At 54.4% G+C, this 25,745-nt stretch carries 23 protein-coding genes; 11 read left to right on the plus strand and 12 right to left on the minus strand.

All coding sequences use genetic code 11. The features are described 5' to 3' along the window. Positions 1–166: 166 nt before the first annotated feature. On the minus strand, positions 167–1,018 hold the full coding sequence (locus HYD27_RS16510) for a GNAT family N-acetyltransferase (protein WP_219216940.1): 852 nt from the start codon (positions 1,016–1,018) through the stop codon (positions 167–169). A 106-nt stretch (positions 1,019–1,124) separates the two neighbouring features. Further along, positions 1,125–1,406, minus strand: a complete 282-nt coding sequence (locus HYD27_RS16515; RefSeq protein WP_219216941.1) for a GNAT family N-acetyltransferase — start codon at positions 1,404–1,406, stop codon at positions 1,125–1,127. Positions 1,407–1,615: 209 nt separating this feature from the next. Here HYD27_RS16515 and HYD27_RS16520 point away from each other — a divergent pair, with 209 nt between their 5' ends. From HYD27_RS16520 to HYD27_RS16565, 10 genes are all read left to right on the plus strand, one after another. Continuing rightward, positions 1,616–2,524 (plus strand): ArsR/SmtB family transcription factor, encoded by a 909-nt coding sequence (locus tag HYD27_RS16520; RefSeq protein WP_220101647.1) that lies wholly within the window; start codon positions 1,616–1,618, stop codon positions 2,522–2,524. 238 nt (positions 2,525–2,762) lie between these two features. Next, complete coding sequence (locus HYD27_RS16525) at positions 2,763–4,523, plus strand: ABC transporter substrate-binding protein (RefSeq protein WP_219216945.1); 1,761 nt, start codon at positions 2,763–2,765, stop codon at positions 4,521–4,523. Between the two features lie 69 nt (positions 4,524–4,592). Next, on the plus strand, positions 4,593–5,546 hold the full coding sequence (locus HYD27_RS16530) for an ABC transporter permease (RefSeq protein WP_219216947.1): 954 nt from the start codon (positions 4,593–4,595) through the stop codon (positions 5,544–5,546). Between the two features lie 13 nt (positions 5,547–5,559). Continuing rightward, on the plus strand, positions 5,560–6,486 hold the full coding sequence (opp4C, locus tag HYD27_RS16535; RefSeq protein WP_219216949.1) for an oligopeptide ABC transporter permease: 927 nt from the start codon (positions 5,560–5,562) through the stop codon (positions 6,484–6,486). A 14-nt stretch (positions 6,487–6,500) separates the two neighbouring features. Then, a complete protein-coding gene (locus HYD27_RS16540) occupies positions 6,501–7,484 on the plus strand; it encodes an ABC transporter ATP-binding protein (RefSeq protein ID WP_219216950.1) in 984 nt (327 codons plus the stop codon). Continuing rightward, positions 7,477–8,442, plus strand: coding sequence for an ABC transporter ATP-binding protein (locus tag HYD27_RS16545; protein ID WP_219216952.1), 966 nt, complete (start codon positions 7,477–7,479; stop codon positions 8,440–8,442). The genes HYD27_RS16540 and HYD27_RS16545 overlap by 8 nt, the downstream gene beginning before the upstream one ends. A 174-nt stretch (positions 8,443–8,616) precedes the next feature. After that, on the plus strand, positions 8,617–9,231 hold the full coding sequence (locus tag HYD27_RS16550) for a 50S ribosomal protein L25 (protein WP_219216955.1): 615 nt from the start codon (positions 8,617–8,619) through the stop codon (positions 9,229–9,231). Positions 9,232–9,507: 276 nt separating this feature from the next. Further along, a complete protein-coding gene (locus tag HYD27_RS16555; RefSeq protein WP_219216958.1) occupies positions 9,508–10,869 on the plus strand; it encodes a vWA domain-containing protein in 1,362 nt (453 codons plus the stop codon). Between the two features lie 894 nt (positions 10,870–11,763). Beyond that, entirely contained in the window at positions 11,764–13,602 is a 1,839-nt protein-coding gene (locus tag HYD27_RS32555; protein ID WP_219216960.1) for a fibronectin type III domain-containing protein, read from the plus strand. A gap of 302 nt (positions 13,603–13,904) precedes the next feature. Further along, complete coding sequence (locus HYD27_RS16565; protein ID WP_219216962.1) at positions 13,905–14,789, plus strand: SMP-30/gluconolactonase/LRE family protein; 885 nt, start codon at positions 13,905–13,907, stop codon at positions 14,787–14,789. Positions 14,790–15,044: 255 nt separating this feature from the next. On the opposite strand, the gene HYD27_RS16570 is transcribed toward HYD27_RS16565, so the two are convergent. The 7 genes from HYD27_RS16570 to HYD27_RS16600 form a co-directional block, all read right to left on the minus strand. Then, entirely contained in the window at positions 15,045–16,361 is a 1,317-nt protein-coding gene (locus HYD27_RS16570) for a nitrogenase component 1 (RefSeq protein ID WP_219216964.1), read from the minus strand. Next, positions 16,345–17,835, minus strand: a complete 1,491-nt coding sequence (locus HYD27_RS16575) for a nitrogenase component 1 (protein WP_219216966.1) — start codon at positions 17,833–17,835, stop codon at positions 16,345–16,347. The genes HYD27_RS16570 and HYD27_RS16575 overlap by 17 nt, the downstream gene beginning before the upstream one ends. Positions 17,836–17,854: 19 nt before the next feature. Beyond that, positions 17,855–18,631, minus strand: coding sequence for an ABC transporter permease (locus tag HYD27_RS16580; RefSeq protein WP_219216968.1), 777 nt, complete (start codon positions 18,629–18,631; stop codon positions 17,855–17,857). A gap of 37 nt (positions 18,632–18,668) precedes the next feature. Further along, a complete protein-coding gene (locus HYD27_RS16585) occupies positions 18,669–19,460 on the minus strand; it encodes an ABC transporter permease (RefSeq protein WP_219216969.1) in 792 nt (263 codons plus the stop codon). A gap of 88 nt (positions 19,461–19,548) precedes the next feature. After that, positions 19,549–20,634 carry an ABC transporter substrate-binding protein gene (locus HYD27_RS16590; protein ID WP_219216971.1) on the minus strand — a complete coding sequence of 362 codons (1,086 nt, stop codon included), beginning with the start codon at positions 20,632–20,634 and terminating at the stop codon, positions 19,549–19,551. A gap of 284 nt (positions 20,635–20,918) precedes the next feature. Next, complete coding sequence (locus tag HYD27_RS16595; RefSeq protein ID WP_219216973.1) at positions 20,919–21,668, minus strand: ABC transporter permease; 750 nt, start codon at positions 21,666–21,668, stop codon at positions 20,919–20,921. Between the two features lie 18 nt (positions 21,669–21,686). Continuing rightward, positions 21,687–22,769 carry an ABC transporter permease gene (locus HYD27_RS16600; RefSeq protein ID WP_219216975.1) on the minus strand — a complete coding sequence of 361 codons (1,083 nt, stop codon included), beginning with the start codon at positions 22,767–22,769 and terminating at the stop codon, positions 21,687–21,689. A gap of 397 nt (positions 22,770–23,166) precedes the next feature. Here HYD27_RS16600 and HYD27_RS16605 point away from each other — a divergent pair, with 397 nt between their 5' ends. Beyond that, positions 23,167–24,084 carry a fumarylacetoacetate hydrolase family protein gene (locus HYD27_RS16605; RefSeq protein ID WP_219216978.1) on the plus strand — a complete coding sequence of 306 codons (918 nt, stop codon included), beginning with the start codon at positions 23,167–23,169 and terminating at the stop codon, positions 24,082–24,084. 84 nt (positions 24,085–24,168) lie between these two features. Here HYD27_RS16605 and HYD27_RS16610 read toward each other — a convergent pair whose 3' ends face one another. The 3 genes from HYD27_RS16610 to HYD27_RS16620 form a co-directional block, all read right to left on the minus strand. Beyond that, entirely contained in the window at positions 24,169–24,510 is a 342-nt protein-coding gene (locus HYD27_RS16610; protein WP_219216981.1) for a hypothetical protein, read from the minus strand. Then, positions 24,507–25,013 (minus strand): YbaK/EbsC family protein, encoded by a 507-nt coding sequence (locus HYD27_RS16615; RefSeq protein ID WP_219216983.1) that lies wholly within the window; start codon positions 25,011–25,013, stop codon positions 24,507–24,509. Before HYD27_RS16615 ends, HYD27_RS16610 begins: the two co-directional genes overlap by 4 nt. Before the next feature lie 212 nt (positions 25,014–25,225). Beyond that, positions 25,226–25,660, minus strand: coding sequence for a MarR family winged helix-turn-helix transcriptional regulator (locus tag HYD27_RS16620; protein ID WP_219216985.1), 435 nt, complete (start codon positions 25,658–25,660; stop codon positions 25,226–25,228). Positions 25,661–25,745 lie beyond the last annotated feature (85 nt).

Here is a 25,745-nt window from a genome sequence, read left to right on the forward strand (position 1 = left end):
TAAGGTATGCCATCATTATGTCTGCTGCGCCAGAAGGTGAACAGTACGCACTTTGCGGTTATATAGGCACCTGGAGGTAACATTGGCTTCTCTGGCCATACCAAAAAGCACCCTTTATAAGGCGCTGACGGCCAAAAAAAGAGTGCTGTACAGGTGCAAGGGCAGCCTAGCCGGTATAGCGGTAATAATCCTGCTTGTTCAAAATAACAAACCCGCAGCTTTCATACAGCTTCAGCGCGTTGGGATTGTCAAGCGCAACCTCCAGGTTCACCCCGTTGTAATTGCGCCGCTCCCGTTCAATCGCCTGCAAAAGCGCGCTTCTGCCGATGCCCAGGCCGCGCAGCTTCTTGTCCACCGTAAACCCGTAGATCCAGGTTTCGTTATCCTCGGTCCACAGCCGCATCTTGCCGGCGGGCTGCCCGTTCATCTCTATCATGATCTGTTCCTGCTGATTATCGTTCAAATGCTGCGCATAGACCTCAGCGGCGTCCTCCCGGGACATGCCAAACCCTCCGCGGTCCAGCTCGACAAGAATATCGGCCTCATCCTGGCGCGCGGGCCGCAGCACTACGGCTCCTGCGGCTGAGCTGGCTTCAACCGAGCCTTGCGATGCAGAAGCGCCGTCCCATTTCATCTGGTATTCCGCATGGTTGAATGCCACCGGCAAGGTCTTCAAAAAGCCTGTTGCCGAGACCGAGCTGGCAGGAGCATTCAGCAGCAGCGTGCTGACAGGGTTGCGCCGGATAATGCTCTGCGCGCGCTGCCACAGCGAGGTGAATATGCCTCTGCGCCGGTAGCCCGGACGCACCATTCCGCAGGCTTCCATATCGCTGCCAAATCCGTACAGCCCAATAAAACCTACCAGAATATCCTCCTCATAGGTTACCAGCCATTCGGCTCCGCCGGATGCCGGTGGCAGGCGCAGCATGTCCCAGTTGAGCTTCAGGCTGATTCCTTCGTATTGCTCGCAGCGCTGCTGCAATTCCTCTATATCCTTCAATGTTTCCGCTGTAGTCAAACGCATAGCCTCCTGAAAGTTACTAAAGCGCATCTTCCTCTATAATCTCCGCGCACAGCGGCTGTGGAAGCATGGGCTTAGTCTGTTAGGGCCCCGAAGACCTGATTCAGCTGCCGCTGAGCACATCCCCGTATTCCGCATGCTTTTTGAACTGATGTGCGGCATAGGGACACTGGGGCACAAGCTTTACCTGCTCTGCACGCGCCTTGTCCACAACCGCCTTCACCAGCCTCTCTCCTGCACCCTGGCCGCGCAGATCTTCCGAGACAAAGGTATGGTCAATCACCCATGCTCCCGTTGCCTCATCCGTCCTGTATGTAATCTCGGCCAGGTCCTTACCGTCACCGGCAATATAAAAGCGTCCTTCCCCCTGTTCAATCTGTCCCATATTCTTCACTCCAATCCGAGTTATATTGCCTTTATTTTACTACCCTGATCTGGAAAAAGCGAGAAGGGGAGAATGCCCCCTGCCGGCAAAATTGATCCATACTTGTTACACAATGAGTAAGATGGCCTTTATTAACTTGCGCATACTCCGTAAAATGCCCTAAGATTAAGACACTAACGCTGTGCTGAGTAGAAGCCGCATCAGGGGGAATGGCCGTGGATTATGAGGTTGAGGTTCAGTTTGAGCCGGTTTATGAATTAGTGAGCAGCATACATACGTTTATATGCAAAAAATCCAATAAGAAGATGGACCTGGGCGCATCCTGGTCCGCTGAAGTGGCGGGCACGCTTAGCCCGGAGCTGCTGTCCGCTCTGGAGGAGACGGAGCTCGGCAATGACTGGAAGCTGCTGAACCTGCTGATCTACCAGTGTCCGGAAAAGGGCAGTGTAGACAGTGTGCTGGACTGGCTGGAGCACTTGCAGGTTGGAGAAATGTACGAGACGCTTGCGGAATACGTCAGCGTGTTCCCGGTGCAAATGGAACAATTCCGCAGCCGGATGCACTTTCTGCTGTCCGAGTGGAACCGGCAATATTTCAGTGCCAGCGATCCTGCGGTCAACAGCAGACTGCGGCAGCATGCGGACGAGCGGAGACTTGAGCTGGGCAAGGGTCCGGTTTCCGATTTTGTAAACAGGACAACCAACGGATTTTATTTCATGCCGGTGGATGGACTGCGCAAGCTGGTGCTGATTCCGCAGTTTCATTTTCAGCCTGCCAATATTATTTACAGCTTCGGTCCGCTGACCCTTTGCCATTATGCGGCGAGAGTTTCGGTTACGGACGAAGAAATATCGCCTTTTATGTACAGAGCCCTCCGCAGCCTCGGGGAAAAAAGCCGTCTGAAAATACTGCAGTCGCTTGGCGGCGGACGCAAAACCTTTACCGAAATCGCCAGGCAGGCCGGGATATCCAAAGGGATTGTGCATGACCATATCTTCAATCTCCGCTGTGCGGGCCTGCTTCATGCTTACATCGAAGGGGAGAACGTTACCTCCTACAGCCTGCGCCTTGAAGGCATTCACCGGATGAATGAGCAGCTGTTTGAATATTTGAAATAAGAGCGATGTTATTCCGGACGGCAGAAATCTAAGCCAAAGCTTACTCTTCTTTAAGAGAGGGCTTTGGCTTTTTGATTTGCGAATTCAGGGATTAAATTCTGTTTATGGAGAATTTTTTTTAAGTTCTCTCTTTACAGAACAATAATGTTTTCCTATAATGTGAACTATCGGTCTTAATCACACTTAGTGGGTAGGAATTATAAGTATTATAATTTTGAAGAGAAGAGAGATGATTTTTATGAGAAAAAGCACCCTTGCATGGTCAACACTGCTGCTTGCCGGTTCAATGCTGCTTGCGGCCTGCTCCGACAATGGCGGCACCCCTTCAGCCTCCGGGAATAATCCGGCAACGGCATCAGCCGGTGCAAATGCTGCGGCGGGAGCCGAAGCGCCGTCATCCCCCGCACCAGTGCCAGCGGGCGCGCTGAGCGAACCTTTTACGGCAACCGATTTGACCAAGCTTCCGGCTGTGGCCCGGAACCGCACGGATACGATCATCGTCGGACTTACGGACCCGAGCGGCGCATTTACGCCTTATTTCCAGGAGAGCGGCTATGACGGCAACGTGTCTTCCCTGCTGTATGCTTCCCTGGTAACCGTGGATGACAAGGGCGTTCCAACGCCGGAGCTGGCCGAGAGCTGGGATGTATCTGAGGATCAGCTTACATACACCTTCCATTTGCGGAAAGATTTGAAGTTCAGCGACGGCTCGCCGCTTACGGCGGACGATGTGGCTTTTACCTGGACGCTGCAATACGACAAAGCCTATGACGGCGGCTCTTCACTGCCTTCCCTGAATGTGGCGGGGGGCAAGGCCTACAAAGAAGGCACGGCCGCAACAGTCGAAGGCATCAAGGTCATCGATCCGCAGACAATTTCAGTGACACTGGAGAAGCCCAATGCGACCGCACTGGTGACACTCGGCTCGAATGTGCTCTCGAAGGCTTACTACGGCAGGGACTACAAGTTCGGAAATCTGGAATACATCAAAAAGCTGCATGAGAAACCGCTGGGTGACGGGCCTTACAAGCTGGAGAAATTCCTTCCGGGACAGGAGGTTCGTCTCATTGCCAATGAGAATTATTTCAAGGGCAAGCCGAAAACGGAGCATTTCATCTACAAAACCTCCGAAGGCGACGTGTGGCAGTTCGTGGAAACCGGAGAAGTCGATTACGCTTCCTTCAGTGCGACGGATGAAAATATCGAGAAGCTGAAAGCACTCGGATTTGTCAACATTATTCCTTATACCCCAAGCACCTACGGCTATATGCAGGTTAACCTGAAGCATGAGCAGCTTAAGGATAAGCTGGTAAGACAGGCAATCATGTACGGGCTGGACCGCCAGAGCATTTATGTGGATGCGGCGCAGGGGGCGGGCTCCGTTGCCAACATTCCGGCTTCGCCGATCTCCTGGGCCTATACCGAAGAAGGCATCAACCCTTACAAATATGATCCGGAAAAAGCCAAGCAGCTCCTGGATGAAGCCGGCTGGACCGCCGGTGCGGGTGGAATACGCGAAAAGAACGGCAAACCGCTGTCGATCCATTATCTTGGCTCCAAGAGCAAGAACACCGATATTTTCATTGCAGTAGCCAAGGAGAATTTCGAAGCGCTCGGCATTGATTTCCAGCCCGAAGTGTTCGCAGACTTTAACTCGCTGGTTTCCAAGGTGGAAGGCGGGGATTACGATCTCGTATCCTTTTCCACCAGTATGCTGACCGATCCGGCCGAAGGTTTCATGCAATTCTTCAACGGGGAAATCAATGATTACGACAATCCGGAATTCCTTGAGCTGTACAACAAGGCGCTCGCCACCACCGATATTGATCAGCGCAAGGCAGTTTATAAGGAGCTGTACCAGCTTTTCAATGATGAGCTCCCGATTCTGTTCACCAGCTACAAAAAAACCGTGTACGCCTACAACGGCCGTATCCAGAATGTAACGGTCAGCCCGTACATCGGGCTTGCCGGAAGCTTGCCGGAGTGGACGCTGAAATAATTCGCTAAGCCATTACACCGTCCCCTGCTTATGCTGCACGGGCAGGGGACGATCCATAAGGAGCGGGCCATGAGTACCTATCTGACGAAAAGACTGCTGTACATGCTCATCATTCTGTTTGCCGCTTCGCTGCTGATCTTCTGCCTGTACGCATCGACGCCCGGGGATTTTATAACGGGCAATATCAAGCTCACGGCAGAACGCAAAGCGGAGCTGCGGGAAATCTACGGCCTGAACAAGCCGGTGCTTGAGCGCTACGGCCTCTGGATGAACAATGCCTTTCACGGGGATTTCGGGTATTCGCTTGCCCAGCAGAAGCCGGTGCTTCAGCTGTTCAACGATTATATCTGGAATTCTTTTTTGCTGGCCGCCGTGTCCACCTTTCTGACGTGGGTGATCGCGGTCATCACCGGCGTAATCTCGGCCTATAGGCAGTACTCCTGGTTCGATACGCTGGTTATGGTGGCCATTTTTGCCGCCATGTCGCTGCCGTCCTTTTTTATCGGCTTATTTCTGATCAAGATTCTCGCTGTCGATTTGAAGTGGCTTCCGCCGGGCGGGATGATTACAACGGGCAGCAATGCCGCCGGGCTGGCCTATCTGAGGGAAGTGGTGCGGCATATGGCGCTTCCGGTTGTGGTGATGACCCTGCTCGGGCTGGGCTCCTTAACCCGTTATTTCCGCAGCAATATGATTGATGTGCTGAAGCAGGATTACATCCGCACAGCGCGGGCCAAAGGCCTGAAGGAGCGGAAGGTGCTGTTCACCCATGCGCTGCGGAATGCGCTGCTGCCGGCGATTACGCTGGTTGGCTTCGAGCTTCCGGCGCTGTTCGGCGGCTCGCTGATTATCGAGCAAATCTTCAACTGGCCGGGGATCGGACAGCTGTATATGAAGTCCTTCGGGCTGCGGGATTATCCGCTGCTCATGGGCTTTACGATGTTTATTGCCATTCTGACCGTCATCGGAACGCTGCTCTCGGACATTTTGTACCGGGTTGCCGATCCGCGTGTCCGGTTGTAGGAGGGGATCTGTTGTGGCAGCTAACAGCAGCTTAACCGGACTCAGGAAGCTTGAAGCCGGAAGGCCGCCGAAATCCTCGCTGTTCAGACAATCTCTGAGGAAGCTGATGAGGAACAAGCTGGCGGTCGCAGGCTTTGGAGTAGTTGTGTTTATGTTTGCTTTATGTTTTATCGGCCCGTTCTTTTCGCCTTATACGGATAACAAAATCAATATGGCAATTATGAACAAAGCGCCAAGTCTGCACCACTTTCTGGGCACGGATGCGCTGGGCCGGGATATTCTGACCCGTGTGATGCAGGCCGGACGCATTTCGCTGACCGTAGGGCTTGCCTCGATGCTGCTGTCCGTATTTATCGGCGCTCTCCTCGGAGCGGCAGCGGGCTATTACCGGGGGATTGCCGATCAGGTGATTATGCGGACCGCTGATCTGCTTATGACGATCCCCAGCCTGCCGCTGCTCTTTATCTTCGGGGCGCTGCTCTCGGAATGGAAGGTTCCGACGGATTACCGGATGTATCTCGTTATGCTGATGCTCAGCATTGTGAACTGGCCGGGACTTGCGCGGATGGTGCGGGGGCAGATGCTCAGCCTGCGCGAACGGGAATTCATGCAGGCTGCGGCGGTGCTGGGCCTGCGCGACCGCCGGAAGCTGTTCCATCATCTGCTGCCGAATGTGGTCCCGCTGCTGATTGTGATGGCTACGCTGAACATCGGCGGAGCGATTCTCAGCGAATCGGTGCTCAGCTTTTTCGGGCTGGGGGTAATGCCGCCTACGCCGACCTGGGGCAATATGATCGACGCGGCGAACAATATGATTGATTTTCAGGATCATCCGTGGCTGTGGATCCCCCCGGGCTTGTCCATTTTTGCCACAGTAATTGCCATCAATATATTCGGTGACGGCCTCAGAGATGTGCTTGATCCCAAACAGAAGAGGTAGGTGCCCAGCAGCTGATGAAGCCATTAATGAGTATTGAAGGTCTCAGCACCGTTTTCAACACAGAAGAAGGGAAAGTGGCCGCTGTAGATCAGGTCAGCTTTCAGGTCCGTGAAGGCGAGACGGTCTGCATTGTCGGAGAATCCGGCTGCGGCAAGAGTGTAACCGCGATGTCGATTATGGGACTGGTTGAGGAGCCTGGGGGAAGGGTGGCCGGCGGACAAATCGGCTTTCAGGGAGAGAATTTGCTGGAGCTGGACAAAAACACGCTGCGGAGTATCCGCGGCAATGAAATCGCCATGATTTTTCAGGAGCCGATGTCGTCGCTGAATCCCGTAATGAAGATCGGTGAGCAGATTATGGAGCCGCTGGTGGTGCATCTGAAAATGAAAAAGAAGGAAGCGCGGCTGCGGGCTATTGAATTGATCAGGCAGGTGGGCATTTCACGCCCTGAGCAGATCGCCGGGAGCTATCCCCATGAATTAAGCGGGGGGATGCTGCAGCGGATTATGATAGCCGTTGCCATCTCCTGCAGTCCGAAGCTGCTGATTGCAGACGAGCCGACCACTGCGCTCGATGTGACCATCCAGGCGCAGATTCTCGACATGCTGCGGGATTTCAAAGAGAGCAAGGGGATGTCCATTTTGCTGATTACCCATGATCTAGGCGTTGTGGCTGAGATGGCCGATTACGTGATTGTGATGTATTCCGGCAAAATCGTGGAAGAGGGCGAAGTCGTGAAGCTGTTCAACAATCCCAGGCATCCCTATACGAGGGGGCTGCTGAAATCCAAGCCGGTGGCTGGCCAGCGCCTGGAGGAGCTGTATTCCATTCCGGGCCAGGTGCCGAATCCGCTTGCGCTTGCGCCCTCATGTTATTTCCATGACCGCTGCGGGCATTGTATGCCGGTCTGCCGCAGCCGCCAGCCGCAGCTTAAGGAGCTGGGCGGTGGACAAAAGGCGGCCTGCTGGCTGTACGAGGAGGCGGAAATCCATGCCTGAGGCGCTGCTTGAGGTGAATCATCTAAAGAAATATTTCCCGGTGACGGAGGGGCTGCTAAACCGCACGACCGGACATGTGAAGGCCGTGGACGACATCAGCTTCACGCTCCAGCCGGGCGAAACCTTTGGGCTGGTCGGAGAATCGGGCAGCGGCAAAAGCACGGTGGGCCGGACAATTCTGCGCCTGACCGAAAAAACAGCCGGTGAGGTCAAGTTCAAAGGGGTGGATATCCACAGTCTCCCGGCTGCCGGGCTACGCCGGATTCGGCCGCAGCTGCAGCTGATTTTCCAGGACCCCTACAGTGCATTGAATCCGCGTGTGCGGGTGGGGGATGCCATCGGTGAAGCGCTGCTGGATCATGGCTTGTGCACCAAGGCGGAGGTGCGTGCGCTGGTTATGGATTCTTTGGAAGCCTGCGGCTTGTCCTCCTATCACATTGACCGCTTCCCGCATGAATTCTCCGGCGGGCAGCGCCAGCGGATCGGAATCGCCCGGGCACTGATTCTGAACCCGGATCTGATCATTGCCGACGAGCCGGTTTCGGCGCTGGATGTGTCAATTCAGGCCCAGATCATCAATCTGTTCAGCAAGCTGCAGCAAAGCAAGGGACTGGCCTATTTATTCATTTCCCATGATCTTAGCGTAGTTGAGCATTTATGCTCCCGGATCGGCGTAATGTACCTCGGATCGATGGTCGAGACCGCTTCCCGGGACGAGCTGTTCCACAGCCCGCTGCATCCCTATACCAAGGCGCTGCTCTCTGCGGTGCCTGTACCTATCCCGAAGCTGAAACGGGAACGGATTGTGCTGAAGGGGGATATTCCAAGCCCGGTGAATCCGCCCTCCGGCTGCAAATTTCATACCCGCTGCCCGTTTGCCGTAGAGGCCTGCAAGGCGCAAATCCCCGTTTTTCGGGACGCCGGAGGCGGACATTTTGTCGCTTGCCATTTGGTTTAGCTGATATAAATATGGATTAAAATTGAATATTACCCTATTTTGACTTACTTTATCCGCAGTGCTATACTGATTTCACTGTAGGCAAAAATGGTTAATAAGAGACTAATTAGACCTGCAACTCTAATTGGTCTTGTTTCAATGCAGTTCGCTCAAAAAACTTTTAGGAGGAATATCATGAATACCACAGTACGTTTGACTGAAAGATCCGGCTCGACTTCTTCACAGCGGAGCAAAGGCTTTGTACCGGTTGTCGTCTACGGTGCAGGTTCAGATAGCCAGTCCTTTACAGCGGATGCGAAGACATTGAACGAAATCTTAGGCAAAAACCCCCGGGCCATCCTCAAGGTGGAGCTTCCCGGCTCAGGCTTCAAAAATGTGGTGATTCAAGAGGTGCAGCGCCAGCCGTTGTCCCGCAAGCTGCTGCATGTGGATCTTCACCAGATTGACATGAAGGCCGAACTGGACACCAAGGTTGCGTTCCATTTCATTGGAGACCCTGTAGGCGTGAAGAGCGGCGGGATTCAGCAGGTTGAGCTCTATGAGCTGGATATCCGCACTTTGCCGGACAAGCTGACTGCTACCTTTGAAGTGGATATCAGCGGCCTCGACATCGGGGACCAACTGCTGGTCTCGGATCTGCCGAAGCATGAAGGCTGGGAAGTGTTGACCCCCGAGGACACGCTGATCGTGCGGATTGCGCCTCCGGTGACACTGGAAGAGCCGGCGGATACTGAAACGGACGCACCGGCAGCTGCCGAAGCCTCCGAAGGAGACAAGACTGAGGAATAAGCCTTGGCTATCTCCAGCGGACACCTATGCCGCTCTTACGCGGCACTTGAAGCAATGAAATTCTGGAGAAATTCCTTGGGTCCGGCTTCGCCCAACTTGAGGCTTTCATAACATTGTCCTCCGTTCAGGCAGCGTTATTTCTGTACAGAGGTACACATATGCGTAGCTAACGGGAGCAGACACATCCTTTTGCCAAGGAGCTGTCTGCTTTTTTGCAGGCAACAGGACGGAAAGATTGGTAACTCTTAATTTAGGAGAGTAAAGGAGAACTGGCATATGGATGGAACAGTAGTGAATCTGACCAGCGGTTCGAATGCCAAACTGGATGAGGCTTCAACGAATACCCGGATAAAAATATCCTGCAACATCTCCCCGGCGGAGCTGGATCTCAGCTGTTTTATGGTGGGGGCGGACGGCAGGGTTCCTGCGGATGATTATTTCATATTCTACAATCAGCCGGCCGATCCGAAGCGGGCCGTGCGGTTTGAGCCGATCGATAAATACAGCGGTGAGTTTGTAATTGACCTGCAGGCCTTACAGTCTTCCGGCATTGAAAAATGTGTGTTCGCGGCAACTCTCGACGGACCGGGAACCTTTGCCGATGTCAGAAGCTGCAAGATCAGTGCGGCGGCGGGAAACACCGAGCTGGTATATACGATTACGGAGAGCAACGCCGAAACCTCGCTGGTTCTCGCCGAGCTGTACCGTTACGGGCAGGGCTTCAAGCTGCGGGCCGTCGGCCGCGGATTTCACGGCGGACTGAAGCCGCTGGCCGAAGCCCATGGCGTGGAGGTGGGGGATGCAGCGGAAGCCGCCTGCGCCGGCACTCCGGGCACTTCCGCCGCCGGCAGCGCTGCGGCAAAAGCCGGGCTGGCACCGGGCTTCGCGGAAGCGGCGGCGGACCCGGTTGCTGTACCGCCTGCGCCGCCATCACAGCCAACGCCGCCTGCACTTAACCCGACTCCAATCGACCTGCTTAAGCAAAAGGTCAATATTTCACTGCGCAAAAAGAATATTGACCGGGAAAAAGCACGGGTGGCCGTTGTCTTCGACGCCTCCGGGTCTATGACAGCGCTTTATCAAAAGGGAGTGGTCCAGCGTGCGTTTGAACGGATACTTGCGGTGGCGGCCAGCATGGATGACGATTGTATGCTGGATGTCTGGTTTTTTGCGACCAAAAGCAAGCGGATGCCCAGCGTGGGCGAAACCGGCTATGCGAACTATGTGAAGCGAACTTATCCCGGACCGCGTATGTTCGGGGGCCTTGGGGTCGGCAACAATGAGCCTGTGGTCATGGCGGACATTATCAAGAAATATACGAAGGAAGCTCCGGGCGGCCTCCCGGCGTATATCGTATTCTTCAGTGACGGCGGAATTTACGAAACGTCCAAGATTTCGAAGCTCCTGATTGACAGCTCCAGGCACAATATCTTCTGGCAATTTGTCGGACTTGGCAATGCGGACTACGGGGTGCTGCGGGAATTGGACGATCTGCGGGGGCGCTATGTGGATAACGCGGATTTTTTTGCCTTGGATGATCCGGACGAGGTCAGCGACGAAGATTTGTATGACCGCTTGTTCAACGAGTTCCCCAAATGGCTGCACGAAGCCAGGGAAAAGGGAATTGTCCGAAGCTGATGTATACTTAGGATAAGCTGAAGCTCAGGAGTGCCGGAATCGGCCGCCTGTTTTTTTAAAAAGATTCCCAAACTGCGGGTTCTGCCTTGCAGGAGGAAGCGCCAGGGGGGCTAACCGGCAGCGCTGCAATCTGGCATGGGGTGAAGTGGAATTAATTAGTGAACTTAATTGGACAGAAGAAGCTGGCGGCAGAGAGAATAGTGGGAAAAAGTAAACTTAATCGACGCGTATTCCCCTGAAAGGAGGAGAATCGGACGGATTAGTTATCCTTTTTCCCGCTAACGCTTGCGCAAAAGGGATTGGGGGAAGATTTAAGTTTACTTTTTCCGCTTGGGCTTACCGACGACGTTCAGATAACCGTAATCCTCATGTCCCTTTACTCACGTGAAGTACCCTTGAAATCGCAAGCTCTGTAGCTGCTGCACACTATATACAATTGATCAGGATGCTTCGTGAATATGAAAGTTCAGAAACTCAAACAAGTGTTTCGGCTGTCGAATAAAAGAGAATACAGGGAGTTTCGCCTCATTTAGTAGAAAATTTCCAAAAAAAGGTTGACGGAAGCGCTACCACGGCTGAGAATGAGGGTAATACCATGGTATCGGCAAGAAAAAACTGCATGGACGTCTAATGAAAACGCTTTAGTTCAGAAAGGGGAATGATCCGCAAGCGTTTATTTCGTATGTCGTCTTTATGCTTACGAAGCGTGTTATGTACGGAGCTTAATACTGAAAGAATGCTGACAAAATGAAGGTATGCCCACGAAGCGCGTTAGGCTGGAGGCATAGTTACTTATGCCAGTGCTCAGTGAACATGGCCCACGCTTCCGATGCAGGCTTTGTACGAAGCCGGAGCTGGATGTGATGCCCACAATACTTTTAGGAGGAAAGAGGCATGAAGAAGAAGCTGTTTCACTTCATTATGACAACGATGCTGATTCTGGGAGCAGTGCTGCCTGCGGCGGGAAATGTCCATGCGGATGCAGCAAGCGATGCTTCGAACCGGGCGTTGACCTGGCTGGAGGTCCAGCAGGATGCCACGGCCGGGTATGCTTTTGACGGATTGGTTGACAGCTTTGAGGATTTCTGGGGTCCGAACGATCCCAGGCAGATTGTGTATACGTATGACCAGGCCGTTGCGGCTATCGCATTCATTGTCAAGGGGGAGCGCACACGGGCCGAGAAGGTGTTGAACAAAATGCGCGATATTCAGGACCCTTCGGGGTACTGGCTGAATTCATACTGGTATAACAACGGCTATGGCGAGGAAATCCGCAAGCATGTGGGGCCGGTATCCTGGATGGCGATGGCGGCAATGGCTTATGAGAAACAGTACAACGATACGCGTTACCGTCCGATGGCATTGAAGGCGCTGGATTGGTGCCTCACGTACAAAAAAGCGAACGGCGGCATTGCCGGAGGCTGGAGCGCCTGGAGCAATTCGGATGAGCCGTGGAGCTCGACAGAGCATAATATTGATTTGTACCGCGTGCTGCAGTACTTTGCTTCTGTAGACTCGGCCAGGACTGCGGCGTATACGGCAGCGGCAACGGGTGTTAAGAGCTTCCTCGACAATGTCGTGTGGGATGACAGCGCCAAACGCTTCAAGGGCGGCTGGAAAAATAATACAAACCTGATTGATCCGAAAATTCCGCTTGATGTGAATCCCTGGGGCGTGCTTGCGCTGGGGCTGAGCGGAACCCGTAATTACGGTGCGAGCCTGGCTTACGTAGAGAACGCCTCCGGTATTCCGGGAACTCTGGCGAATCCGCGCTACAAGCAGACGCTTACGTATAACGATGCCGGCAATACGCTGACCGGCTATGACTTTGACTGGACGGATGAGGTGCTGCCGGCCTATGACGACAACGGCAACCAGATTGGCAGCACGGGCGCGGATGTCTGGCTGGAGGGAACTGCTTTTATGTCGCTGGCCTATTATTTGCAGGGCAACACTGCCAAGGCGGATGCCATTAATGCGGAGATTATTAAAAAACAAGGCACAAGCGGCGCCTCCCTGGGCGGCATTCCGTACTCCCTCAAGGGTACGAGCAACAGCTACTGGGTAATGGCCCAGCAGAACTGTGTCTCCAGCACCGGCTGGCTGATTCTCTCGCTGCACCGGTTTAATCCGTTCACCGGCCAATATCTGACCGGAGGCAGCACGCCTGGGGATACGGCGGCTCCCACTGCACCGGCGGGCCTTACAGTAACCGGCAAAACAGATACAACAGTCAGCCTGAGCTGGTCTCCATCTGCGGACAACACCGCCGTTACCGGGTACTATGTCTATCGCGGCGGTACACAGGCGGCTTCAGTTACAGGAACTGCGGCAACGGTAAGCGGCCTGACTGCGGCTACGGCTTACACCTTTACAGTCAGAGCAACAGATGCGGCAGGCAATCTGTCCGCTGCCAGCAGCGCAGTTACGGTAACCACAGACAGCACTGGCAGCGGCGGCGAGCATGTGACCGCCGATTTTACCGCAGGCGCCGTCAGGCTGTCAGCCGCTGAAGCCAGCATCTATATTACTCCGGCAACTGCAGCCCTGTACGTGGATGTTCATTATAAAGTGAACGGGGGAGCACAGCTGAATTACCGCATGACCAACAGCTCGGGAACCTGGCAGCAGACGGTAAGCAGCCTCAGCGCCGGCAGCAGCCTCGAATATTGGTTCACCTACGAGAAAACCGGCCCGCAATATGATTCTCCTCATTATGCCTACGTCCACTAGGCATGAAGGAGAATTTCAGCAGAACGACAAGCTGCTTGTAAGCAAGCAATAGATTTGAAGAATGAGCGGAAATCCTCCTGAGGGCGGAGTTCCGCTGGCGGTGGATTGGATTTCAAGGACCGCATGCACTGCCGGTCCCGGTTGGTTATTTCTCTGCGGAAACCAGGAAACGCAATCTTAAAAGTACCATGCCAAACTGGACAGGTGTATGTCATATTGACTGAGGGTGGATAATTAAACTTTGCGAAGGTAGAATGTAGAGGGAAGAGTACTATTCTGGAGTAAGCTTAGGAGGCTATCCGTTGATCATACAAGCAGAATTGGTGGTAGACGCACAGGCATTGCTTGGCGAGGGTGCCCACTGGGACCCGGAGGCAGGCAGGCTCTATTGGGTGAATATTGAGGGCAAGCAGCTGAGGATATTTGATCCCGGAACGCGCAGCGAGAAGATATACGCCTTCGAGCAAATGATCAGTGCAGCCGTTCCGGCCGCAGGCGGCGGCTGGGTGGTGGCTTTGCAGGACGGGATTTACATATTTCAGGAGGATCGTCCTTTGAAATTGCTGGCCCTTGTAGAGACCGATATTTCCGGCAACCGGCTGAACGATGCCAAATGCGACAGCAGAGGCAGATTATGGTTCGGCTCTATGAGCATGGAGGACAAACGGGGAGCGGGAAGCTTATATGTGATGGAGTCTCAAGGAGAAGTGCGGAAGGTGCTGTCCGGTATCAGCATCTCCAATGGCCTGGCCTGGGATGACAGCCGCGGTCTGATGTATTACATTGACACCCTGACCCGGGGCGTGGATGCAATGGATTATGATCTGGACAGCGGTACGGTAAGCGGACGCAGAACCGTGGTGCAGTTCCCGGAAGGCGCCGGCGGGCCGGACGGAATGACGATTGACGGAGAGGGAATGATCTGGGTGGCCCATTGGAACGGCAGCTGTGTCTCGCGCTGGAATCCGCACACCGGGGAGCAGACCGGAAAGATCGAAGTGCCCGCACCGTTAGTGACTTCCTGCGCCTTCGGCGGGGGGCAGCTGGACGAGCTCTTTATTACTACAGCCCGTGTCGGCATGAGTTCAGAGGAATTGCAGCGCTGGCCGCTGGCTGGCGGACTGTTCAAGGCCAAGACCGGTGTGACCGGTCTGCCGGGCAACGCCGCCGGCCAAATTCGGGGATAAGGGGAAGGCGCTTCTTGCTGAGGGCGACATAGCTTAGTCCGCACTTGGTTGTTTATTTGAAATGCCAAGCAGACAGAACCGTTAAGGCACTGTCTGCTTGGCTGCTTTGGTAATTGCTGTTCAAAGGTGAAAAGCTGCAAAACGAGAGAAGCCGGCAAAGGCATTCCTGACAGCCCCGTTTGAATCGGATCAGCAATCGCAAACAATATCCACCCTAAAGTGCCGTAACATAAGAACAAGAATAAGCCCTTGGAGCTACATGAAATCATTCAGCACGACTGAATAAATATCTTCAGTCAGATGCAGTGCTCCGTCATACCCGACGTATGACTTGCTCATCACCATCTGGTTGGCGATCGGTGCCGAGATGGACAACTGGTAGGCGTTCAGGTCGCGGGCAACGGCCCGCTCCCAGGAGCTGCCGAGGATGAGAGGGCGGCTTCTCAGCTTCAGCTTGCGCAGTTCCCCTTCTACATGCCCGCCATCATTGGAGAACAGCGTCTCGGCGGTGATCCCGTTCGAGTATTTCGCGAACTCGGCTGCAACGCCCTCTTGATGGAGGACCGGCGTATCCTCCGTAATGAACTGCTTTTCAGGGATCAGCCCGAGGTCGTTGGTCAGGAAGCGTGAGATGCCGAGCGCATACAGGCTGTCTCCGACCGTGGCGAAGCGTCTGGGCAACAGCCTGGTTTCCAGCAGGGTGTCGGCGGCCCGCTCCAGGTAGTAGTAATACCGGTCCTCTTCCCGCTGAATGACATTCCGGGCAACGGCCGGATCAATGCCGGCGAAATCGCTGACCGTTCGGAGAAAATTGGACGTCTCCGAGGGGCCGATCGGCAGCACCGGATAATGCAGAAAGGGCGTGCCGAACCTTTCCTGAAGATGCTCGGCGGCCCGCAAGCCGACCCAGGGGGAGACGACAAGGTTGAACTGGGCCTTCGGGATATTGCGGACGGCTTCGATGCTGCTGTCCGGGCCAAAGATCGTATTCGGCCTCAGGCCGATGGCGGTGAGCAGCTTGTTCAACTGCTCAATGTCCCCGGCCCAAAATGTATTTTGGTAAGGAACGACCGACCACAGATTAACCAGACCCGGCTCAATCTCCGCCTGCGGCTCCAGAAACTGCTCGATAATGGCATCCAGAACCAACTCATGGCCGATCAGGTTGCTCCCTTTGAAACCGCCGGTCTCGACATATACGATCGGTTTGCCGCTTCGCTTGAACTTTCGGGCCACTTCGCCGATATCGTCGCCGATAATATCAGAGGTGCAGCCCGTCAGGACTACGAACAAATCGCCGTCGATGACGTTGAACGTATTGGCAATGACTTTATGCAACTGATCAGTGCCTCCGAATACAACCTCTTTCTCGGAGGCATTCGTGCACGGAATAGCATGTCCGCCAACATAACCTGAACCCTGATGGCCATTCTGGGTTCCGAGCGTTATCATCAATTTGGCTACGCAGCCCGGTCCGGAGTGGACAATCGGCACGGCACGCTTAATCGCCAGCACCGACTGGAAAGCTCCCAAGGCGCATACATGCCGGATCTGCTCAACCGACTGTGACATGTTCGTCGATCTCGCTCTCCAGGAAGGTAAACGGGTCCTGCTCGAACCACCAGTCGGTGTAAGGAAGCTTGATGCGCTGCGCAAGGTTGTTGGCCAGACTGTTGTTGGTCAGGGCATCGATAATGCGTTCACCGAAATCGAGCGTCCCCTGGTAGCCGAAGGCGCTGTATTCATCGCTGATCATGATCGTAGGAATGCCGAGCTTGGTCGCCCATACCGACAGTCCGGGATGTCTTCCGACATACAGATCGGGCTTGACTTTTTGGAGCAGATTGATCACTTCATGATTCTGCTGGTCGCTTACGCTGACCGGAATATCCTTCTCCTTCTCCGCCAGGTCAAGTGTGCAGGAAGGGCAGCCCCCGTGATCATGCTTGGAGTCGTAGTGCCAGGAGAAGCCCCAAACGACATCCATCCCGAAGTCCTCCAGCAGACGCATGTAGTTATGGGCGAAGCTGGGTCCCATACCGACCACAACCCGTTTACCCTGCAGCCTGCGCTTAATTTCCGCCAGCTCGGGGGCGGCCAGCTCCTTTTGTTCAGCGAGATACGCCTCTGCTTCCTGCTGCTTGCCTACAGTCTCCCCAAGCTTGCGCAGCCAGTCGTCAAATCCGGCGATTCCGTGCGGCTGCAGCGCCGTCACATAAGGCACGCCGAATTTCTGCTCCAAGCCATTGCCCATATAGCCGCCCAGCGTACCGCAGATGCTGATGGTGGCCGCGGCCTCCGACCATTTTTCAAGCTGCTCGATCGAGCTGAAGGGAATGCCGAACTGCGGCACCAGCCCGAGACGGCCAAAAATCTCCTTAACCGCATCCCGTCCGCTGGCATAGAAATTGATGACGTTGACCAGCTCAGGGCGCTTCTGCTGCGGCGGCTGGACGATCCGTGTCAGCAGAGCATGAAAGGCCGCGTCAAAGCCGGATGCCCAAATCTGGGAACGGAAGCCGTCGCAGAAGACAGGAACCACCGGAATGCCAAGCTCGGCTTCCGCGTCCTTCAGCGTGCGCTCCACATCGTCTCCGATAATCCCCGAGGCGCAGGAGGTAGTGACGAATATCGCCTTCGGCCGAAACCGTTCATAGGCTTTATGCACCGCATCACGCAGGATTTTATCACCGCCGAATACGACAACGCTCTCCGACATATTAGTGTTGACGATTCTGACATTTCTTTTATTGTCCGAGCCGCGGATATGCTGGCCCCATTGATAGACCGAATTGGAGCCTGCGACATCTCCGGCGCAGCCGACCGGTCCGTGATTGACGATGGCAGCGTCGACGATGGAAGACAGATATCCTTGTGCGCAACCGGAATTGCAATTGGTAGCCTGGCTGAAACCGCGCCTTGCGTTCTTCAGACAGCCGCTGCGGGATTTCTCCGCAAGATCCTTGATCGATCCCTGGTAGCCGACGATGGATTTCAGCCGTTTCTCCCGGATAATGGCCTGCGACCTTTTCAAATTAATGGGCAAGATTACATTCCTCCTTTGTTTAGTGCAGCTGTGTTGCTTCCTTCCACACCAGAAAGTGTTTTTTCAGTCTGGCGAACAGCCGGTTGATAATGATGCCGAGAACGGTGATGAACAGAACGATACCGTACATAAGCGGCAGGTCGTAGCGGGCTGTGGAGTTGATGTAATACCAGCCGAGCCCTGTGCTTGCGCCGATCACTTCTGAGGCGATAATCATAAAGAACGAGAGCTGGGCGGCGAATTCGATTCCGATAAAAATATTGGGCGTGGTGTAAGGCAGAATCACCTTGGTGAACAGCTCCCTGCGTGTCGCGCCCATGGAGCGTGCCGCCCGCAGCAGGCTGAAATCGACGTCTTTGGCTCCGGCCATCGTGTTGAACAGCACCGGCCAGAGGGCCGACCAGAAGATGACGACGACCTTCTCGGCGGTGCCGATGCCGAAGAAGATCATGAAGATCGGAATGATTGCGAAGGGATTCAGCTTCTCGCAGGTGCGCAGGAAGGGCAGCAGCGCTTTTTCCACCGTGCCAAAGAAGGTCCCCAGCAGAAATCCGAGCGGAATGCCAACGACAAGCGACAGGCCGAATCCCAGCAGTACCCGATAAAGGCTGATCAGCGTCTGCTCCCAGAGTACGCCTGATACAGCCGACTTATAGATGGCCGCGACCGCATCGCTGGAAGGCGAGATCACACCTTCCGGAATAATCCGGGCGCCTACCTCCCAGAAGATAAAGAACAACAGTATCGGGATGCTGCCAATGCCGATTTTTTTCAAGCTGCCAGTATTGAAGTTCAATCCGTCTCCTCCTCCTTTCCTTAGTAAATATGGGCATTCAGGCTGCGGACTTGCTCTCCGCTTCCGGCGCCTGCCGCCAGTAGAGGACGGAGCTCTCCAGATACTCCAGAACATAATTGAGCACCAGGCCGACGCCCGCAACCATAATCGCACCGAGGTAAATCCGTTCGACAAAGCCCATGCTCTGGGCATTGTGGATCATCCAGCCCATTCCGGAATCGGCGCCCATGCTTTCCGACCCGATCAGCATGAAGAAGCTCATGGTAAGACCAGTCCGCAGACCGGTGATAAGTGTCGGGGACGCGCCGGGCAGGATGACCTTGGCAAAAATTCTCAGCTTGCCTGCATTCATCGATTGCGCCGACCGGATCAGCAGCGGATCGACGTTTTGAATGCCTGCGATGGTCGTAAACAGGATCGGCCAGAAGCTCGACCAGAAGATAACGGTATAGATGCCTCCTTCCCCGATACCGATAATGATGACGAAAACCGGAAACAGAATAAATGGCGGGATACTGGCGAGAAACCGGGTCAGCGGCTGCAGGAATACAGCCAGCTTGGGAAACGCCCCGGCCAGAATAAAGCCTGCGGGCAGAGCGAGAAGCGTTGCCAGGAAAAAACCGACGAACACTCTTTTCAGGCTGATGGAAATGTAGAGCAGAATATTCGTCAGCCCCAGATCGACTCCGGCCTGCACGATCCGCGAGAAAGGCGGGACGAAGACATCGCTGACCAGACCCAGCCGCGGAGCAGTCTCCCAAATAACCAGCACCAAGAAAAACAGGTAAAAGCTTAGCAATGACCGGTGAACCGAGCCGATCCATTTCATGCTTAATTGAGCCTCCTTTTCCATAAAAATAATTCCGTCTCATTTTTGGGCGGCGGGAATGTCGCCGGTTCCGCTTCTCAAAAACTGCTCAGCTCTTGTCAAATTCGGTAGTGATCAGGTCGCTGACATGCAGCTGGTTCTTTTTCAGCGCTCCCGATACGACGAGGTCGTCAATCCACGGCTGGATCAGCTTGTCCTGGAAGCCTTTGCCGGTGTAATAGTAATGCACGGCGTTAACCGGTTGGCCGATGTAGTCGCCGGTCAGCTTGATCGCTTCTTCTTCGTTTTTCGGATCGACGATCCAGGCCTGAGCCTTTTTAATCGCATTGACAAAGCCTTGGACCGCTTCCGGATTGTCTTTGATGAACTGTTCTGTGAAGTAGTAGAAGGTCGTTCCTGCCGCTTCGCCAAGTCCGGTGTCCGCTGTGTCGAACAGCTCAATCAGACCGGAATCCTTGGCCAGCTTGTAGAAGGGAGGGTGAACGCCGACAATATCGATGTTGCCCTGCTGGTTGGCCTGCAAGGCGGCCGTGTCGCTCTCAAAAGAGACGAATTTGATCTGATTCCGGTCGAAGCCAAGGTGGTCAAAAGCATTGGTGGCGATAAAAGTGGCGCAGCTCGGGACGGTTCCATTAATTGTGATCTTCTCACCGTTCTTCTTCCCGATCAGCTCTGCCAGGGAGGACACACCCAGCTTCGGGCTGACATAATACTTCATGTGATGGTATTTGTCGTCGACCTCGGGTGTCGGTTCGGAACCGCCGATCGTTACGCCCTTGATGTTTGCCCCGCCTGCGATGTAGGTAGCAACATTGTTGACATGAGCGCTGGAGACATTGTTCGTGCCGTTTAGGATGGATGGCAGCACTTGTGCGGTTGTCAGCTCGCCCGTGTACTCAATGTTGATGCCTTCCTCGGCGAAAAAGCCCTTTTTCTCGGCGATAACCCATGGCGTCGAGGAGCAGTTCACCTTGGTGTCGGTTTTGATGGAATATACCTTTTTGCCGGATTTGGCCGGATCAAAGCTTTCGCTCTTCAAATCCTGTAAGCCGGCAGCCCCTTGAATGCCAAGCCCTTTTTTCGTCTGGCCCAGGTAGCTGCCTACACCGATGCCTCCTGCCGCGAGTACGGCGACTACAGATAAAATAACCAGTTTATTTTTACCGCCTGCCATCTTTGATTCCTCCCGATATTTTGGTTTTAAGTTAAAATATAGCAAAATATGCTATAGCTAATCGCCCTGCCGCATCACCTGCCTCGTAATAATATAAAAAGAGACTAGGCATTCTTCCGAAAGGAAGCGCCTAGTCTCCAGCGGACTGGTCAACTCGGTTAATCCGACAAATCTTATGTGATTTATGAATCATAGCTTATCTTAGTGTTTTGTTTTTTGTCAACGCATGAACGTACACAAAACAGCTAGTTCGAAAAATTGTAACTTTTATCCAAGGCAAAGCTTTAGCGCCGGTAGGAGAGCTTTTTTCCTGCTGCAGACATAATTCCATCCAGGATCATTGCCAAAGCCGCAATGACAACAACCCCTGCAAACATCTCCACGATCTGGTAATTGGCCTGTGCTGTATAGATCATGAAGCCAAGGCCGGAGCTGGCGCCCATCATTTCGGCGGCGACCAGGAACAGCAATGAGTAGCCGGCAGCCAGCCGTGTGCCGGTGAGAATTGAGGGCAGGGCGGAGGGCAGAAGGATTTTGACGGTAAGCCGGAAGCGGTTCAGCCCGAATGAACGTGCGGCTTTTACGGTGTCCGTATCAGCATGGATAATGCCGGACAGGGTACTGAACATAATCGGCCATATGCAGGCCCAGGCGATGATCGTAATCTTCGTCAGCTCACCGGCCCCCATGAAGACGATGATAACATGAAACACCACAAACGGGTTGATGTGTGAGAGCCATTCCAGTACAGGCTCCAACGCAATCCGCAGCTTCTGCGACCAGCCGGCCAGGGCAACCCCAAGCGGTACAGCGGTTATAACGGCGACGGCTAGCCCTCCTGCGGCCCGTCCCAGACTGGCCAGCAGATTCTTCTCCAGCGTTCCGGAGGCGGATTCCGCAAAGATAAACGCAATCACCTGTGTGAAAGGGGGGATGAATTGGGGGTCGACCCATTCGAGACGGACACTGATCTCCCACAGCAGGATAAAAGCTAAAACAGCGGCAAATCGTTTGCCAAGCATTATCAGATTCATTTCGTACCTCCCGCTATATTATTCCGAGCTTCCGCTGTGACCGTTATGTCCGGAGGTTTCGGAAGAACCGCTGTGCTCCGAATTCCCGGTGGCCGGGGCATGGTGCTCATGTGTGTTCGTACCGCCTTGCAGGTCGAGGGAAGGGGACGGCACATCGCCTTCTCCCGAGAAGCTGCCCCTTGTTTTGCTGAGATGGCTGGTAGAGGCTCCGCCCGCTATCAGGAGAACCAGCACCGCAGACATTACGGCTACAGGGAACGCACGGGTTGTTCTTCTCCGCCTCCGCTGCGGCGGGGCTGCTGTATCCCATACCGGTTCGAGCGGCTTCCAGAAAAACAGGTCCCGCTCCAGCCTGCGGAGTATGGCACTAAGGGCGACGCCAATCAAGGAAATACACAGCCCCACTGCAAAGATAGGCGTCGTGGCATACGGGGAGGAATAATAATTGCCGGACCAGTGGAGCAGCCAACCGAGTCCGGCCATGCCGCCCAGCATTTCACCTGCGACCAGGATGGCCAGCAGCAGTACAACCGACGTGCGGATGCCCAGGAAAACAGAGGGGGCCGCCCCCGGCAGAAGGACCCTCAGGAGCAGCCGCCCCGGCGGAGTCCCCATGCCCCGAGCTGCTTTCAGCATGTCCGCATCCAGATTCTGCACACCGCTCACGACATGGTTCAGAAGCGGCCAGAAGGCGACCCATGTGACGATGATCAGCTTCGCTTTTTCTCCGATGCCGAAGAAGAGCAGGAATACCGTCATAAGCGAGAATGGATTGACTTGGGTCAAAATGCGGAACAGCGGGTTCAGTCCCGCTGCCAAGCCGGGCTTCCAATATCCGAGAAAGGCTCCGGACGGAACGGCCAGCAGCGCCGCCAGCAGAATGCCCGCCGTTACACGCCACAGGGTAGCGACGGTATGGCCGAACAGATGCTGATTGCGCACAAGAGCGGCCAGCTCCTGCAGCACTGCGGACAGCGGCGGGAAGAACGCCGGATTGGCCAGGCCGCTCCTTGGCACAAGCTCCCACAGGATACAGACGGCGGCGATGCCGGATACACGTAAAGCGGCAAGCATTATACCCGGAATTATGCGGTTTTCCATGGAACTATAACCTCCTGCTTCCATTTTTTAAATCATATTTTTCTTATAGGTTTTGTACAGTTTAGAGTTGCTATTGTTTATATGTCAATAGTTTCCTGCATGGATAAGAGTGCGAATTTGGCAACATTGCGAACTTGCTGTTATTTGTCGGTTTTGCTTTGTATTGTTAATTTCGCCGTTGACAGGCTTAAGAGCCCGTTCTATAATACGCTAAAATCGGCCATTTTCAACGGCCTGGCCGGATGCAATCTCGTGGCTGGAATCCGCACTCCGGGGAGCAGATCGGAAAGTCGAAGGGCCTGTACCGCTCGCGACCCCATGCACCTCCGGCAGGGCAACTGGAAGAGCTCTATACCGCCGTCTGGGGATATATTCAGAGCCAAGGAGAGGAACAGATATGCAGTTGTTGAATTTTTGGGGATTGGAAACGCTGCGGCTTGGCGTGAAGAGAGAAGCGGGGATTCTGGATGTGGCGGCGGCGTTGAATGCCGTGCCGGAACGATCGGGGGAAGCTGTTCCGGCAACGCTGAGAGCGGTGCTGGACGGCGGGGAGACTGCGCTGCACAGCCTGCGTAATTTTGTGGATGCCCTGCCGCTTCTTGGCGAAGGAGCCAAGGCTGTGCACAGAGAGGAGGCCTCGCTGGAATTCGCGCCCTGCGTGGCTGATCCCGGCAAAATCATCTGCATCGGGCTGAACTACCGCAGACATGCCGAAGAGACGGGAATGCCGCTGCCGGAATATCCGATTCTTTTCAGCAAATTCCCGAACACCCTGGCCGGACACGGCACTGCAGTCCCGCTTCCAGGCTCTACGCAGAAGGTCGATTATGAAGCGGAGCTCGGCATAGTAATCGGTCAGAGAGCCAAAGATGTCAGCGAGGAGGAAGCGCTGGATAAGGTATTCGGCTATTTTGCCGCGAATGATTTGTCCGCCCGCGATTTGCAGACGCGCACCAGCCAGTGGCTTGCCGGCAAGTCCTGCGACCGCTTTGCGCCGGTCGGCCCCTATGTGGTCACCAAGGACGAGGTAGGCGATCCCGGCCAGCTGAGCATTAGATGCTGGGTGAACGGCGAAGTGCGGCAAGACTCCAATACCTCGGACATGATCTTTGACTGCAGGCAGATTATCAGTTATATCTCCCGGTGCATGACGCTCTTGCCGGGTGACATTATCCTAACCGGTACGCCGGAGGGCGTAATAATGGGATATCCGCCGGAGAAACAGAGCTATCTGAAGCCGGGGGATGAGGTTACCGTAGAGCTTGAGAAGCTGGGACGTCTGACCAATCGCATGGTTGCGGAACAATCAGGCTGAGCATTGACGCCATTACGCAGGTTAAATCTATACCTTGTAAGCACAACAAAGGCCGAAATCCCCGCAGATGGGGATTCCGGCCTTTTAGTAACCGCCAAGCGCTCCTCCGGATTGAACAGGGGCGCATGCCTGCTCTCCGGCCGTACCAGTCTGGCGGCGGCAATCGTGCCCATTCCGGGACAGGCTCCATGTGTGAAGGCGGTGAGGATGCGGGGCGGAATCAGCAGCGTATACGTCGGTGCGGGCACCGGCACGGCGTTTCCGGAGATAAAGAAGACCGCCGGCAATATTGGGCAAAAGCACCATGATGTTAAACTCGGTCCTGCCGATGGCAAAAGAGCCCAGCGTCGGGAACAGCAATGACAGCGGGAAACGCTTTTTGTGCGTCGGCGGCGGTGTTTGGCTTTTGACCACGACAGTATTCAAGCGGTTGGTTCTTCCCCCAGGGCTTCCGCTTCATTCCAGCCTTTGCAGACATCGACCCAATCCTTGGCGCCGGCATACATATACAGCTCATCACAGCTCAGCTCTATCGCGGAATTGGTGCTGCCGCAGGCCGGGTACAGGGTGTCGAACCTTTTCATGGACATGTCCAGATAAACTTCCAGCTCATGAGCCAGCCCAAAAGGGCAGACCCCGCCGATTTCGTGTCCGGTCTGCTCCAGGACCTCGTCCGGGCCAAGCATTCTGGCTTTGAAGCCAAAGGCTTCCCTGAATTTCTTGTTATCGATCTTGGCATCCCCGGCAGCTACAATGAGAATGGCGGGCTTGTCCGCACCCCGGAAGGAGAGGGTTTTGGCAATACGGGCGGGAATGACGCCGATGGTTGCGGCCGCCATCTCTACAGTAGCGCTGGAGGTAGAGAATTCCTGCACATCCTGCTCCCGGCCCACGCGGCGGAAGTGTTCCTTTACATTTGTAATAGACAAATGGATTTGCTCCTTTCTGAAAGCATTTCATGTTGCCTTACATTTTAACTGGTTTTTGGGTATTGGGCAAAGCAAATCTGATCCTGCATCCAAGAGTTCTCTTCCATATCTTGAGATTAAGGGGATGAATTCATCCGCAAAAAGCAATAACAAGCAGGGGGTGTCCCAAAAGCCATGAAATAGGCACTTTTGGGACACCCCCTTCCTCATTGTCACAGCTTTGCGGAATTCCTATTAATCTTTTGGAGCAAATTAACGAGCTGGTCTGCTTCTTCTGCGGTTAAGCCGACGGTAAGCTTGCGGTTTAATTCCGCCAGAACCGATTGAAGGACCGGAGCGAACTCAAGTGCTTTGGGCGTCGGATAGAGCAGGGAGGAGCGGCGGTCGCTGGGGTCGGTTTTACGCTCGATATACCCTGACTCCTCAAGCTGCTTTACGGAGCGGGCGGTTGTTGCCTTATCGAATTTCATTTCATTGGTCATTTGATCCTGTGTAATTCCGGGCTGGTTCAGAATCAGCTTCAGAAAGCTGTGCTGTCCGCCGCTGCCGATGCCGTAAGGCAACATTTCTTTGGCAAGGAATTTTTGATTTTGCCGATGCAGCTGGGAGATCAGCTTGCCGATGGGTTCTTTTTTTAGATTCAACATGCACACCTCTTTGGTTAAGTTACTGCGGTCAACAGGCTCAACTAAAATAGTACAATAAAGTGGTTGCATACGCAACTAAATTGCG

The sequence above is a fragment of the Paenibacillus sp. S150 genome (assembly GCF_019352175.1).
Taxonomy (GTDB): domain Bacteria; phylum Bacillota; class Bacilli; order Paenibacillales; family Paenibacillaceae; genus Paenibacillus_AQ.

Coding starts and splice junctions, on each gene's coding strand:
- HYD27_RS16515 (WP_219216941.1), bottom strand. CDS start 1,406: ATGGGACAGATTGAACAGGGGGAAGGACGCTTTTATATTGCCGGTGAC.
- HYD27_RS16520 (WP_220101647.1), top strand. CDS start 1,616: ATGGCCGTGGATTATGAGGTTGAGGTTCAGTTTGAGCCGGTTTATGAA.
- HYD27_RS16525 (WP_219216945.1), top strand. CDS start 2,763: ATGAGAAAAAGCACCCTTGCATGGTCAACACTGCTGCTTGCCGGTTCA.
- HYD27_RS16530 (WP_219216947.1), top strand. CDS start 4,593: ATGAGTACCTATCTGACGAAAAGACTGCTGTACATGCTCATCATTCTG.
- HYD27_RS16540 (WP_219216950.1), top strand. CDS start 6,501: ATGAAGCCATTAATGAGTATTGAAGGTCTCAGCACCGTTTTCAACACA.
- HYD27_RS16545 (WP_219216952.1), top strand. CDS start 7,477: ATGCCTGAGGCGCTGCTTGAGGTGAATCATCTAAAGAAATATTTCCCG.
- HYD27_RS16550 (WP_219216955.1), top strand. CDS start 8,617: ATGAATACCACAGTACGTTTGACTGAAAGATCCGGCTCGACTTCTTCA.
- HYD27_RS16555 (WP_219216958.1), top strand. CDS start 9,508: ATGGATGGAACAGTAGTGAATCTGACCAGCGGTTCGAATGCCAAACTG.
- HYD27_RS32555 (WP_219216960.1), top strand. CDS start 11,764: ATGAAGAAGAAGCTGTTTCACTTCATTATGACAACGATGCTGATTCTG.
- HYD27_RS16570 (WP_219216964.1), bottom strand. CDS start 16,361: ATGTCACAGTCGGTTGAGCAGATCCGGCATGTATGCGCCTTGGGAGCT.
- HYD27_RS16585 (WP_219216969.1), bottom strand. CDS start 19,460: ATGAAATGGATCGGCTCGGTTCACCGGTCATTGCTAAGCTTTTACCTG.
- HYD27_RS16590 (WP_219216971.1), bottom strand. CDS start 20,634: ATGGCAGGCGGTAAAAATAAACTGGTTATTTTATCTGTAGTCGCCGTA.
- HYD27_RS16595 (WP_219216973.1), bottom strand. CDS start 21,668: ATGAATCTGATAATGCTTGGCAAACGATTTGCCGCTGTTTTAGCTTTT.
- HYD27_RS16600 (WP_219216975.1), bottom strand. CDS start 22,769: ATGGAAAACCGCATAATTCCGGGTATAATGCTTGCCGCTTTACGTGTA.
- HYD27_RS16605 (WP_219216978.1), top strand. CDS start 23,167: ATGCAGTTGTTGAATTTTTGGGGATTGGAAACGCTGCGGCTTGGCGTG.
- HYD27_RS16620 (WP_219216985.1), bottom strand. CDS start 25,660: ATGTTGAATCTAAAAAAAGAACCCATCGGCAAGCTGATCTCCCAGCTG.